Source organism: Paenibacillus sp. JT22N1 (assembly GCF_059692155.1).
On sequence record NZ_JCAUAW010000029.1, the window covers coordinates 1 to 12,699 of the forward strand.

13 protein-coding genes, 1 rRNA gene and 1 other RNA gene are annotated in these 12,699 nt (G+C 44.4%); all 15 read right to left on the reverse strand.

Going from position 1 to position 12,699, the window contains the following annotated elements:
• A 16S ribosomal RNA gene (locus tag AC58UU_RS34845) occupies nt 1-285 on the reverse strand; the annotation flags it as partial.
• A 314-nt stretch (nt 286-599) separates the two neighbouring features.
• Nucleotides 600-821: a pro-sigmaK processing inhibitor BofA family protein gene (locus AC58UU_RS34850; protein WP_497322150.1), complete on the reverse strand. Its 222-nt coding sequence runs from the start codon at nt 819-821 to the stop codon at nt 600-602.
• Nucleotides 822-869: 48 nt separating this feature from the next.
• Nucleotides 870-1,157 (reverse strand): DUF2508 family protein, encoded by a 288-nt coding sequence (locus AC58UU_RS34855; RefSeq protein WP_497322088.1) that lies wholly within the window; start codon nt 1,155-1,157, stop codon nt 870-872.
• Between the two features lie 131 nt (nt 1,158-1,288).
• A complete protein-coding gene (recR, locus tag AC58UU_RS34860; RefSeq protein ID WP_047685391.1) occupies nt 1,289-1,885 on the reverse strand; it encodes a recombination mediator RecR in 597 nt (198 codons plus the stop codon).
• A gap of 43 nt (nt 1,886-1,928) precedes the next feature.
• A complete protein-coding gene (locus AC58UU_RS34865) occupies nt 1,929-2,240 on the reverse strand; it encodes a YbaB/EbfC family nucleoid-associated protein (RefSeq protein WP_307437747.1) in 312 nt (103 codons plus the stop codon).
• A 20-nt stretch (nt 2,241-2,260) separates the two neighbouring features.
• Entirely contained in the window at nt 2,261-4,012 is a 1,752-nt protein-coding gene (gene dnaX / locus AC58UU_RS34870) for a DNA polymerase III subunit gamma/tau (RefSeq protein WP_497322089.1), read from the reverse strand.
• Between the two features lie 78 nt (nt 4,013-4,090).
• The gene (locus AC58UU_RS34875; RefSeq protein WP_497322090.1) at nt 4,091-5,524 is read right to left on the reverse strand and encodes an ATP-binding protein; all 1,434 of its coding nucleotides are present in this window, start codon (nt 5,522-5,524) and stop codon (nt 4,091-4,093) included.
• Nucleotides 5,525-5,712: 188 nt separating this feature from the next.
• Nucleotides 5,713-5,976, reverse strand: an RNA gene (gene ffs / locus AC58UU_RS34880) — signal recognition particle sRNA large type.
• Between the two features lie 57 nt (nt 5,977-6,033).
• Nucleotides 6,034-6,447: a hypothetical protein gene (locus AC58UU_RS34885; protein WP_497322091.1), complete on the reverse strand. Its 414-nt coding sequence runs from the start codon at nt 6,445-6,447 to the stop codon at nt 6,034-6,036.
• Nucleotides 6,448-6,538: 91 nt separating this feature from the next.
• Nucleotides 6,539-6,736 (reverse strand): 50S ribosomal protein L31, encoded by a 198-nt coding sequence (gene rpmE / locus AC58UU_RS34890; RefSeq protein WP_029197218.1) that lies wholly within the window; start codon nt 6,734-6,736, stop codon nt 6,539-6,541.
• Nucleotides 6,737-6,856: 120 nt separating this feature from the next.
• Entirely contained in the window at nt 6,857-8,131 is a 1,275-nt protein-coding gene (locus AC58UU_RS34895) for a radical SAM family protein (protein ID WP_497322092.1), read from the reverse strand.
• Between the two features lie 101 nt (nt 8,132-8,232).
• The gene (rho, locus tag AC58UU_RS34900) at nt 8,233-9,528 is read right to left on the reverse strand and encodes a transcription termination factor Rho (RefSeq protein ID WP_307437722.1); all 1,296 of its coding nucleotides are present in this window, start codon (nt 9,526-9,528) and stop codon (nt 8,233-8,235) included.
• A gap of 62 nt (nt 9,529-9,590) precedes the next feature.
• Nucleotides 9,591-10,850 (reverse strand): UDP-N-acetylglucosamine 1-carboxyvinyltransferase, encoded by a 1,260-nt coding sequence (gene murA, locus AC58UU_RS34905; RefSeq protein ID WP_497322151.1) that lies wholly within the window; start codon nt 10,848-10,850, stop codon nt 9,591-9,593.
• A 351-nt stretch (nt 10,851-11,201) separates the two neighbouring features.
• Nucleotides 11,202-12,056: a class II fructose-1,6-bisphosphate aldolase gene (gene fba, locus AC58UU_RS34910; RefSeq protein WP_047685406.1), complete on the reverse strand. Its 855-nt coding sequence runs from the start codon at nt 12,054-12,056 to the stop codon at nt 11,202-11,204.
• A gap of 129 nt (nt 12,057-12,185) precedes the next feature.
• Complete coding sequence (locus tag AC58UU_RS34915) at nt 12,186-12,578, reverse strand: response regulator (RefSeq protein WP_029197213.1); 393 nt, start codon at nt 12,576-12,578, stop codon at nt 12,186-12,188.
• Between the last annotated feature and the right edge of the window lie 121 nt (nt 12,579-12,699).

Here is a 12,699-nt window from a genome sequence, read left to right on the forward strand (position 1 = left end):
GCATCGTCGCCTTGGTAGGCCGTTACCCTACCAACTAGCTAATGCGCCGCAGGCCCATCTATAAGCCACAGATTGCTCCGTGTTTCATAATTCTCTCATGCGAGAAAATCAATTATCCGGTCTTAGCTATCGTTTCCGATAGTTATCCCAGTCTTATAGGCAGGTTACCTACGTGTTACTCACCCGTCCGCCGCTAACTTATCCCGAAGGATAAATCCGCTCGACTTGCATGTATTAGGCACGCCGCCAGCGTTCGTCCTGAGCCAGGATCAAACTCTCCATAATAGTGGACGATTGCTCATCCGTATATCTGAAAGCTGAAATGCTCATTGACTTGCTAGCGAGATTTTGCAATCTCTTTTTGAACGATTTCTCGTTCGTACTTACTCACTCGTTGTTCAGTTTTCAAAGATCAATTGTACTGTTCGTCCTACTCTCTCTCGAAAGCCGGAAGATCAATATAACACACTAACAATTCTTTTGCAACTTGTTTTTTCCAAGTTACTTCTTTATCCCCGCATGTCTCAGCGGCAACTTTTATAAGATACCACAGATGCTGCAGCCGAGTCAATACATGATTTACTTGAATGTTCTTCCATCTAGAGCAAAGTCAGTTTTAAACCTACAAGAAGTAGGATCCCAGGAATCCCTAGAACAGTAACCGTCCCTAGAGTGGCTGTATTTATAGGGAGTTCAAATTGTGTATAAGTACTCAATAAGTTCAATGTATATAAGAGAAATGCTGCAACAACAACATTCAACCCCAGTGCTGATAACACCCTCCCTCCGCCGCGACTACGAAATATCAGGAACACTAGCATGAGAGATGAGAGTATGAGTACCCCCCATATGACATATTTAAGATACACTTACTTCACCTCCATTAACCGATCACTGTCAATTAAACTTACACCTAACCTTTTGGCTTGTTTGATGAGCATTTCAAATCTTTTTTCTGCAGCTTCCATCGCATAGATGGCATAATCAATCTGATCCTTGTCCAAAGCAAACTCAAAGTGCGCTTGAGCCGCCACCCAAGTCGCATGAGCTGTACGAATCTCTTGGATCAGCATCTGCTTGTCCTTTTTCAGTTCTTCTTGCACGCTTTTCGTCTTTGGGTTCTTCATCCCGTACTTTCCTAATAAAGCTGGTCGCACAAGCAAACCTCCATTCCTCATATAACCGGATTGATTTATCCATATGGGAGAAACGGAGATTTTAGAACTTTAAGATACTTTTTGGGCAGTAAAAAAGAGAGCTTTGCAGCTCCCTGATTATTATGCAGTATTTATAATTCCCTGCGCCCTTCCATGGCTTTGGTCAGAGTCACTTCGTCCGCATATTCCAAATCTCCGCCTACTGGCAGCCCATGTGCGATACGCGTAACTCGGAGACCGAAAGGTTTAATTAACCTGGACAAGTACATGGCAGTAGCTTCTCCCTCGATATTCGGATTGGTAGCCAGAATCAATTCCTGCACTGTTTCATCACCCAAACGTTTGAGTAGTTCAGCGATATGAATTTGATCCGGTCCAATCCCCTCCATCGGGGAAATCGCACCATGCAGCACGTGATAATACCCTTCGAATTCTTTGGTACGTTCCAAAGCGACCAAATCCTTAGGTTCTTGTACGACACAAATGATGGAACCGTCCCTGCTCTTATCTTGACAGATGCGGCAGGGATCAACGTCCGTAATGTTACAACAGACGGAGCAGTAGTGAAGGTTCCGTTTCACATTGACAAGCGCCTTCGCGAAGTCAATCACTTCTTCTTCTTTCATGCGAAGAACGTGAAAAGCTAGGCGGCCTGCCGTTTTGGGACCTACCCCCGGCAGACGGGAGAAAGCATCGATTAACTTGGCGATCGGTTCGGGGTAATACAAAGGAAGACTCCTTCATCATTCAGAATCGTTATAATTGGTTGCCTTAGAACAATCCAGGGATATTCATACCGCCTGTGAATTTGCCCATATCTTTGTTTGCAATTTCTTCTGCTTTGGACATTGCATCATTTACTGCCGTAAGTACGAGATCTTGCAGCATTTCAACATCATCCGGATCAACAGCTTCAGGCTTAATTGTAATGCTTTGCACTTTTTTGTGTCCGTTAATAATAACAGTAACGACACCGCCGCCTGCTGTACCTTCGATCATTTTCGTACCTAGTTCTTCTTGGGCTTTCATCATTTGCTCTTGCATTTTCTTCACTTGTTTCATCATTTGGTTCATGTTATTCATGGTAGGTAGCTCCTTCATATTTAGTCTTCTTTAATTGTCACTAGCTCTTCGCCAAACAATTGGATCGCTTCAGAAATCCATTCTTCTTTGGCAGCTGTTCCGTTATCTTCGCCATCAGCGACTAGCTCCATCACTTCTGGAGCGCTACTAGCCGCATCATTCTTAGCGTCGTCCCATTCTTTACGCATAATCGTAAGTAAACGCATAGGCTTGCCAAGCACCGAAGTAAGCACTTGCTCGATTATGACCTTGTTTTCTGGCTTTTCAGTTGTATTGCGATGCATCTCATTCTTGAAAGCCACGAGTACGACATCATCAAGCATAGACACCAGATCACCATTAACGAACCAAGCATGTACGGTAATCTTCTTTTCTTTGACCTCGCCTAACACTTGACTCCACTTCATGAGAGCAGCTTTGGTTTCTGAACCCTCTGCGGCTTTCAAGTAACCATCCAGCTTGATGCCCGATTTCTTCGAAGGGGCTGAGGCCACCGGCACTTTGGCAGAAGCTGCTTGCCTAGCATTGGAATCGGCCGCTGCACCCGTTACTCCCGATTTTACCAGTGAAGCTATCTGTTCTTCAAGTTGTTGAAGTTTCTGGGTCATTTGGGCAAAAAGATCACCTTGAGGCAAACGCCCTCCAACTTCCGCCGGGATACTGACACTCGAACTGCTCTCTGCTCCTCTGTGACCACCGCTAATTTTCATAATCGATATTTCTAGCAGGGTCTGAGGCTGTACAGAGTATTTCATTTCGCTTTGGTAATGATTCAACGTCTCAATCATAGCCATCATTTCACTCGGTGAGAAGTGATTCGCTACTTCCCTAAGGTCACCCATATCAAAAACACGTTCTGTAATTACAGGTGAATTCGGCACCATGCGAACCATGAGCAAATCACGGAAGTAATTGATCAAATTTTCAATACATTTGTCAGCGCTCTTGCCTTCCTGCATAAAAGTATCGATGAGCTCAAGCGCAGCTCCAAGATTCTTCTCTTTGATGTAAAGAACGAGCTTCTTGAATTGATCGGAAGCTACACCACCGGTGATAGACAAAATGTCTGAGAGCTGAACTTCACCTGTCGCAAAGGACGCGGCCTGATCCAGCAGACTGAGCGCATCCCGCATCCCACCATCCGATAGTCTCGCTATATAATGGAGCGCTTCCTCGCTAACCGAGATCTGCTCTTGATCACAAATATATTGCAGCCGCAGAACCTGATCTTCCATCGAAACTCTCCGAAAGTCAAAGCGTTGACAGCGGGAAATAATTGTAGCCGGTATCTTATGCGGTTCCGTTGTTGCCAAAATAAACATGACATGCGCCGGAGGCTCCTCAAGCGTCTTCAAAAGGGCATTAAAAGCTTCGGTCGTGAGCATGTGCACTTCATCGATGATGTACACCTTCTGCCTTACTTCTGTAGGGGCATACTTTACTTTATCACGAATATCCCGAATTTCTTCTACACCGCGATTGGAGGCAGCATCGATTTCGACAACGTCCATGACAGCACCTTCGGTGATTCGTTCACATGCTGAACAAGCGTTGCACGGCTCTTCCGCAGGACCGTTTAAGCAATTGATTGCCTTGGCTAATATTTTGGCCGTACTGGTCTTACCTGTTCCTCGAGGTCCGTTGAACAAATAAGCATGTGTAAGTCGATTTTCTCGCAAAGAATTCTGCAGCGTCTGCGTGATATGTTTCTGACCGACAACTTCACGAAACGTCTGAGACCTCCACGTTCGGTACAGAGCGATATGTGCCATAGTGTTCCTCTCCAATAATCCCTGCATGGAATGACTGAATCCATTATACTATAACGCACCTATGGATGAAATAGACGATCAAGTATAAGGAATCGATATCGTAAACGTCGTTCCAAAGCCCTTGGAAGAAACACGTATCGTCCCACCCATATCATGAATGATTCGTTGGCACACCGACAGGCCTAATCCGGTACCTGTATCCTTGGTTGTGAAGAAAGGATCAAAAATTTTGTCAATCACGAACATCGGTATGCCAGAACCTGTGTCATGAATGTCAATGCAGACATTTCGTTCCACCGTGTCCACTTTCTCTGAAATCGTTAAAACCCCTCCATCCGACATAGCCTCGATGCCATTTTTACAAACATTTAAGAATACCTGCTTGAGCAGCTCTTTATCAGCAATCACTTCCGGCAAATGGTACGAGGCCTCATATTGAAGATTCACATCGTACAAGATAGCTTCATTATTGATAATAGGCAATATCCCTCGCAGCACTTCAGTCACATCAATCCTCTCATAAGAAACATGCTTCGGCTTACTCAGCAGTAGAAATTCGTTCACTAACTCGTTGATCCGATTGATTTCCTCCAGCATGACTACCGTGAAACTCTGCTCTCTCTCCATCCCTTTCACTTCAAAAGTGCGCCGAAGCACCTGAAGAAATCCTTTGATTGAAGTTAGCGGATTCCGAATTTCATGAGCAGTGCCAGCTGCAATTTGTCCAATCATAGCAAGTCTGTCACTTCTTTGAACCATTTCTTCCAGCGAGCGCATATTCGTGACATCCTTGAAGATGACATAAGCCCCTACAATGTTACCTTGATTATCTTTGAGGACATTTGAATCCAGCAGTAACTCAAACCGCTCTTGATTATTCGTCCATGAAACCGCATGATTGCGGACTATAGCACCATTCAAAATCGTTCGTTGGACAAGCTTATGCTGACTCGGGATCGCAGCAAAGATCTCATCTAAAGACTTATTAAGAATATGCTCCCTATCCATTCCTAGAATCTGGCAAGCCCGATCACTGACGTCAACAAGCGTAAAATTCACACTTATCAACAAAACACCTAAATTAATATCTTTCAAAAAAGCGTCCGAGAACCGCTGCAGCAAGCTTAATTGCGAGCTATCCTGATGCTTCATGGTCAAGAGATACATAAACTTATCACCGCGCATAAGCTTCAACATCGAGAATTGATAAAACATCGTTTCACCATTCTTGCCTACTAGGAATCCATGGGGCCATTCCCCTGGACTGGAATCGTTCTTAAAGTAAAATTCGTACAGCTCACGCAAAGATGCCCTCACTTTAAAAAGTTGAGGGAATGAGATATGCGTAATTTCCTCGGCTGAATAGCCCGAGTATTTCAAAACTTGATCTGTTGCTAAAATGATCTTGCCATCCTCATCCACAACGAGCATACCCGTTTGTATGCTATGGTTGAATAGCTTCCGCATTTCATCGATGGATACCATGTAATCTTGAGGGTCATGAATGGACATTTCAGCAACACCTTCACTTTCTCTCTATTCAATCGCAAAATGCGCAAACGTTACGTTACATGAATCTACATGTTATAACCATTCTCTTTAGAGCAAGAATTTTCCTTCCCTTGAAAAAAAGAAAAAACGCCCAAGATACTGGCGTTTTGTTAGGTGTCATTATGAAAGTTCACATATAATCATTAAAACCGTGCACCTGTTATTGATAAAGTGATACAAGCGAACTCTTACCGTTGGCTCAAATCAGGCAACCCCTCGGCACATGAAACATCTCACTTACGGCTGCTTCCTTCCAGACCTGACCGGGTTCATGAGCATTCATTGCGAAGGACCCGACTCTCAACACCACGTGTAAAAGCCAGACCTCACATCACAGTACCGCTAACAGGAATTCAACCTCGCTACAGCGGATTGCGAGTTACAGGGCACCGCTACCTCCCCATCTAGCACGGTAAAAATAGTATAGCTGATTCAATTATAAATAGCAACCGAGGGGAAAATCTACCTATTTAGGGAACCATTTTTACGATCACTTTGTAGCGCGGCATGTTGGTGTTCAGCGCCATTTGAGCTTGGGAACGAAGCTCCTCCACTTGCGCAGCCGTCAAAGATGGCCTTGGTTTTATTTTCACCTTAGCGGTCGGTCCGTTAATAGAGATATTGGTTTTCTCAATACCTTGCAGCTGTGAGAGCACGGCCTTCATTAAGTTCGAATCATCCTCGTAGTGATGATAAGTAGGGTTAAGCGGGTCGTTCGGATTCACACTCGTAATTCCCAAGTAACCGTCTTGCTTGTAATGCTGGGCTTTATAATTTGCATCATTGGTCTGAGGCGGGTTCTTGTTACCTGAATTAATTCCACAGCCAACTAAGCTTGTAATGAGCAGGCTGGCAACCGTAAACCTAAGCAGACCCCTAAACATAAAAACACCTCCCATTGGACTCTAAGCCTAAGCTTAGGATGACCAAGGGAGGTTGTCTTATGCTGATTGGCAGCAAAGTAATTGATGCCAATTAGATTCCGTATTTCTTTTTGAACTTGTCGACACGGCCGCCTACATCGATAAACTTCTGTTTACCTGTGTAGAAAGGATGGCAATTAGAGCAAATCTCAACGCGAAGATTTTGCTTAATAGAACCCGTTTCGAACACGTTACCACAAGCGCAAGTCACTGTGGTTGCATGATAAGTAGGATGAATACCTGCTTTCATGATGGTTCACCTCTTTCCGCCCTGAATCATTTGCTGAAACAGAGTTAATGGACGTACTTATGCATTGTATCATATTCGGAAGTCTTGATGCAATGGAAAAAAGACCATGGATGGCTTCCTTTAGAGCACCGTAGTGACCGTTCGGTCACTCGTGTAGAACTTCGGAGTATGCGAGTAGGAACCCAACACAACATCAGGAAGTTCTTGCTCGAAAATCTCAATCATTTGCTTCATCCCAAGCAGTTCACCTCTTGCTTTGGGGATAATGCCAAGGTAACTCTCGGGATCAATATTCAGGTTGCGCAATTGAATCAATTTTAGTCCCGTTCTTCGTACGAATTCGATCATCGCTTCGATCTCTTCTTCTCGATCGGTTACACCAGGGAATACAAGATAGTTGATCGAAGTTATAACTCCTTTATCCGTGGCGTAGCGGAGAGACTTCTCAACATTTTTGAGCGTATAAGCTCTTGGCTTATAGTAGGCGTTATAGTGATCATCCAGCGCGCTAATCGTACTAACCCGCATGAGATCAAGCCCGGCATCAACAATGCCGCGGATATGATCCGTGAGACCTGCATTGGTGTTGATGTTAATGAAGCCCATCTTCGTTTGCTCACGCACTTGCTTGATGGCATCGATAATAATCACAGCCTGCGTGCTAGGTTCCCCTTCACAGCCCTGTCCAAAGGAGATAATACTCTCAGGCGTCCGCAGATGCTCGAGCATGATCTGAGTGATCTCTTCGACCTTTGGCTTGAAGTTCATACGAGTCTGAGGCGCTACGAAGCCACTCTCATCCGGTTGTTCCGAAATACAGCCGAAGCATCCTGCGTTACAGGAATAGGATACCGGAACGGCCCCCTCCCAGCGCTGAAGGAACGTATTCGAAGCTGTCAGACATTCATATCCTAGTGCACAGTTGGACAAGTGCGCATATAATCGATTATCCGGATACTTAGCAACCAATCGTTTGACCTCTACCTCAAGCTCAGTAGGGTCACAATGAACGGGATTCCAGTAATAAGGATTATCTGTCAATCGAGCGGCTACATAGAAACCGTCATTTTTCCATACGACAGCCGTGTATCCAAACAGGGGCAGCGCTTTAGACTTGTCTGATTTCACATAGCCAGGGAGCAGAAGCCTAGTGAAGCCTTGCGGGAGCAAGGCCCCAACGGCGTGATAATCTCCCTCAACCAGCTTCATATCACCTGTTGCGGCGTCAATGCCTACCGGACGAGTAAACGGAAGACTGACTAATGTTGATCCCTCAGGCAGAGGAATTAACTCATCTTCTAAAATTTCTGTTATCATTTCAGCGTTTCGACCAAGTGCCAAGAAATCAGGATGGTCAAAAACGTTTCCTTGTAAGTCTGAATAAACCAAGTTCATAACGGTACTCCTCTTTGTGCGTCACGGATAAACGACATAAGTCGCCCTTAAGGACGACTGTGTTTGTCATGATTGATGCGAAGCATTTTATTATTGGAAGCTTATGAAGCTGAATTTTTGACTTTACCTTTGTTAACCCCTGTAGATCCTGCTGAAGGGGAAGCCAGAGAGTCCAAAAACTCTTGATTGGTCTTCGTATCGGCAAGCTTCTTAATGAAAGATTCTGTATATTCATGCGAATCATTCATCCCTCTGCGAAGCGCCCATACCTTCTCGAGCTCGTCTTTACCTAGGAGTGCTTCTTCGCGGCGCGTGCCGGATCTACGAATATCAATCGCAGGGAAAATACGGCGTTCAGCCATTTTACGATCCAGATGAAGCTCTAAATTACCTGTACCTTTAAATTCTTCATAAATGACGTCATCCATACGTGAGCCTGTTTCTACGAGTGCAGTAGCAAGAATCGTTAAGCTGCCGCCTTCTTCAATATTACGAGCGGCCCCGAAGAAACGTTTAGGCCGATGAAAGGCTGCAGGGTCTATACCACCCGTTAACGTCCGGCCTGAAGCAGGAACCACAAGGTTATAGGCTCTAGCCAACCTGGTAATACTGTCCATGAGAATGACAACATCTTTCTTATGTTCAACTAGACGCATCGCACGCTCTAGAACTAACTCAGCGACTTTAATATGATTTTCTGGGAGCTCATCGAAGGTAGAAGCAACTACTTCGCCTTTAACGGAACGCTGCATATCGGTAACTTCCTCCGGACGCTCATCGATAAGCAGAACGAAGAGTTCAATTTCTGGATAATTCGTGGAAATGCTGTTCGCTATTTCTTTCAGCAGCAATGTTTTCCCAGCTTTTGGAGGCGCTACAATCAGACCGCGTTGGCCTAATCCAACAGGGGCAAGCAAATCCATAATACGCATGGAAATTTTGTTAGGCTCAGTTTCGAGTGTAATCCGAGTGTCTGGATAAAGAGGTGTCAATGCTGGGAAATGAAGTCGTTCCGCTGCTGTTTCCGGCTTCTCACCATTCACCGCTTCAACTTGAAGAAGCCCGAAATAGCGCTCATTCTCTTTGGGCGGACGACATTTGCCCGATACAATGTCCCCGGACCGCAAATCAAATTTGCGAATCTGGGAAGCGGAAATATAAATGTCCTCTGAGCTTGGAAGGTAATTAATTGGACGCAAGAATCCAAAGCCTTCCTGAAGGATCTCAAGAACACCTTGCATGAACATTAGACCACTCTCAGCAGCTTGTGCACGTAAAATTGCAAAGATGAGTTCTTTTTTCTTCAGCGTACCGTAGTATTGGATCTGATGTTTCTTAGCTAGTTTATATAATTCAGTAAGCTTGAGTACTTCAAGCTCAGCAAGCTGCATGCTCATGTTTCAACCACCAAACTATTAAATTTTCAATTGGATTCTAGCATTGCCTGTTACTTGGTACTTTATTCCTCGCTCTCGCGCCAAACCTCAGCACCCAGTGAAGATAAGTTGAATACCAAGTTTTCATAACCACGATCAATAAACTCAACCCCGGATACTTCTGTGATGCCACCTGTTCTTACACTAAGGCCCGCAAGTACAAGAGAAGCTCCTGCTCTCAAATCCGTTGCTCTCACTTTGGCAGAACTGAGCTGTGAACCCTCAATAATGGCTGAGCGTCCTTCGACTTTCATCTTTGCTCCCATACGCACAAGCTCTGGAATATGCTTGAAACGATTGCTATAAACGTGGTCCGTTAATATACTAACTCCTTTAGCTTGGCAAAGTAAGCTCGCCATTGGAGATTGTAGATCCGTTGCAAACCCTGGGTAAATTAATGCTTTCACGTCGACACTTTCGTATTCAGGCTGACCCACAACACGAATCGACTCATCCATCTCATAGATATGAACGCCCATTTCCTGAAGCTTTGCAGTCAGAGCCTCCATATGTTTAGGAATGACATTGTCGACGGTCACATCGCCGCGTGTAGCCGCTGCAGCAATCATGTACGTACCTGCTTGAATACGGTCAGGAATAATGGAATGGCGGCAACCATGCATCTCAGTTACGCCTTCGATACGAATGGTCTCTGTTCCAGCGCCCTTAATTTTGGCACCCATCGAGTTTAAAAGCGTTGCCACATCTATGATTTCAGGCTCTTTGGCCGCATTTTCGATAATCGTAATGCCCTTAGCGCGTGAGGCCGCCAACATGATGTTAATCGTTGCTCCAACACTCGCCATATCTAAGTATATTTTAGCACCGCGAAGTTCTTTGGCGCGTATCTTTAATGCGCCATTCTCATTGCTAACCTCGGCACCCAAAGCTTCAAAACCTTTAATATGCAAATCAATCGGACGCGGTTCAAAGTTGCAACCACCCGGCAAACCAATCGTCGCTTCTCCAAATCTTCCGAGCAGCGCTCCCATTAAATAGTAGGATGCTCTAAGCTTCTTTACTTTGCCATTCGGCATAGGAAGTGATTTCATTCGACTTGGATCGATCGTCATCCGATCCTCGTTCCAGTCTATGGTAGCCCCTAAATCCGTCAAAATTTCTGTATATATAGCCACATCGCTCAGATGAGGCAGATTATCCAAAGTAACCGATGTTTCAGCAAGAATGGCGGCTGGAATGAGTGCAACTGCACTATTCTTAGCCCCGCTAATTTGAACTGTTCCCCGTAGTGGACGTCCCCCGACCACCATTAATTTTTCCAACATGATTCTCCCCCTAAACCAGGTGCCTACTTACTAGGTAGTAAATCAAAGCAACCAAATACAACCTAACCCCACACAAACTACTACCAAAGATATTCGACTCCACCGCGTCCTTTAAGACTAGCGACCGTCAAAAATCAAGCGAACGAGCGTATAAAATTAATAATTTCTTATAAATCCATATAAAAAAAGCGACCATTTACAAAATAAAACAGCTACGGTTCTCTCGGAGAACATAGCGCAAAAAAATAGAAGAAGGAAACGCTCGTAACGACACAGACGGACGACATTCTTTCGTCTATCCTCCGTCTGTGCCTTACTGCATTTCCTACCCTGTCTATACAATTGGAATTAAGCTTGGTTGCTGCTTCCGAACAATTGAATTTTGGATTTTACTACTTCGATCATAGCGTTACGTGCTGGGGTGAGATATTTACGAGGATCATAAATTTTAGCATCTTTAGCCAGAGCTGCGCGGATATTTTCTGTACAAGCCACTTGGTTCTCTGTGTTAACGTTGATTTTGCCAACGCCTGCCGCGATAGATTTACGAATCATTTCGTCAGGAACGCCGGATCCACCGTGAAGAACAACAGGAACTGGAATCGCTTTGGAAACCGCTTCGATAATATCAAAGTGAATGTTAGGCTCGCCTGCGTACATACCATGTGCAGTACCTACAGCGATAGCCAGACAGTCAACACCTGTTTCTTCATAGAAACGGATAGCTTCTTCTGGTTTTGCAAGGTTAGCGTGCTCTTCATCAACAGAGATGTCGTCCTCAACGCCGCCAATTGTTCCGAGCTCACCCTCAACGGATACGCCCATTGCACGAGCTGCTTTTACGACTTCTTTCGTCAAACGAATGTTTTCTTCGAAAGAATAGTGGGAACCATCGAACATCACGGAGCTGAATCCTGCACGGATACATTTCATTGCTACTTCAAAGGAACTGCCATGATCTAAGTGTAAAGCGATCGGCAGACCGGATTTTTTAGCTGCAGCTTCAGCAATTGCTACTGTAAACTCGATGCCCATATATTTCAGTGCGCCTTCGCTAACACCATAAATGAACGGGGATTTTAATTCGATTGCAGCTTCCACAATCGCTTGAGCGAATTCAAGGTTGTTCATATTAAATTGACCCACCGCGAATTTGTTCGCTTTTGCTTTAGGTAAAAATTCATTCATTGAAACCAATGCCATGTTTCTCTTCCTCCTAGAACCTATAGTATTTGCGCATACCGCTCTTTGTCATACCTGAGTTATTATAGCACATAAATTTTCAAATGATAACCAAGCCCTCGTTTTTTGGCAACAAAAAAGACCCTATGACTAGGATCCCACTGCAAAACCGCTGCTTGATTCATTATTAAGCTGCATATTAACCGCCATACGCAATTCATCAATATCAAAAGGCTTCGTAAAGTGCATAATCGCACCCAAATCTGTTGCTTCTTTAATCATATCGAGCTCACCATAAGCTGTCATCATAATTACTTTGATCGATGCATCAATGGCTTTAACATGTTTCAAAATATCCAGACCGTCCATACCAGGAATTTTCATATCCAGTAGTATAAGATCAGGCGAAGAATTTTTCACGATTTCCAAGGCCAACTTGCCATTCGAAGCCTGATAGGTATCGTACCCTTCGTTACTGAATACCTCCATGAGTAGTACGCGAATTCCATTTTGATCGTCGACAATCAATACCTTTTTCTTCATCAGCCTATTTCCCTCCCGAAAACGAATAACAAACTCCCATGTATATGTTTCTAAAGTTATTCGCTATTCATTTTCGATTTCCTTCTGAGGGACAAAACTAATTGAAAAGTTTTACAAATAA

What these genes read in the sequence shown, in the direction of transcription:
- AC58UU_RS34850 (WP_497322150.1), bottom strand. Translation starts at nt 821, where the DNA reads ATGCTAGTGTTCCTGATATTTCGTAGTCGCGGCGGAGGGAGGGTGTTA.
- AC58UU_RS34865 (WP_307437747.1), bottom strand. Translation starts at nt 2,240, where the DNA reads ATGAATAACATGAACCAAATGATGAAACAAGTGAAGAAAATGCAAGAG.
- dnaX (WP_497322089.1), bottom strand. Translation starts at nt 4,012, where the DNA reads ATGGCACATATCGCTCTGTACCGAACGTGGAGGTCTCAGACGTTTCGT.
- AC58UU_RS34875 (WP_497322090.1), bottom strand. Translation starts at nt 5,524, where the DNA reads ATGTCCATTCATGACCCTCAAGATTACATGGTATCCATCGATGAAATG.
- AC58UU_RS34885 (WP_497322091.1), bottom strand. Translation starts at nt 6,447, where the DNA reads ATGTTTAGGGGTCTGCTTAGGTTTACGGTTGCCAGCCTGCTCATTACA.
- rpmE (WP_029197218.1), bottom strand. Translation starts at nt 6,736, where the DNA reads ATGAAAGCAGGTATTCATCCTACTTATCATGCAACCACAGTGACTTGC.
- AC58UU_RS34895 (WP_497322092.1), bottom strand. Translation starts at nt 8,131, where the DNA reads ATGAACTTGGTTTATTCAGACTTACAAGGAAACGTTTTTGACCATCCT.
- rho (WP_307437722.1), bottom strand. Translation starts at nt 9,528, where the DNA reads ATGAGCATGCAGCTTGCTGAGCTTGAAGTACTCAAGCTTACTGAATTA.
- fba (WP_047685406.1), bottom strand. Translation starts at nt 12,056, where the DNA reads ATGGCATTGGTTTCAATGAATGAATTTTTACCTAAAGCAAAAGCGAAC.
- AC58UU_RS34915 (WP_029197213.1), bottom strand. Translation starts at nt 12,578, where the DNA reads ATGAAGAAAAAGGTATTGATTGTCGACGATCAAAATGGAATTCGCGTA.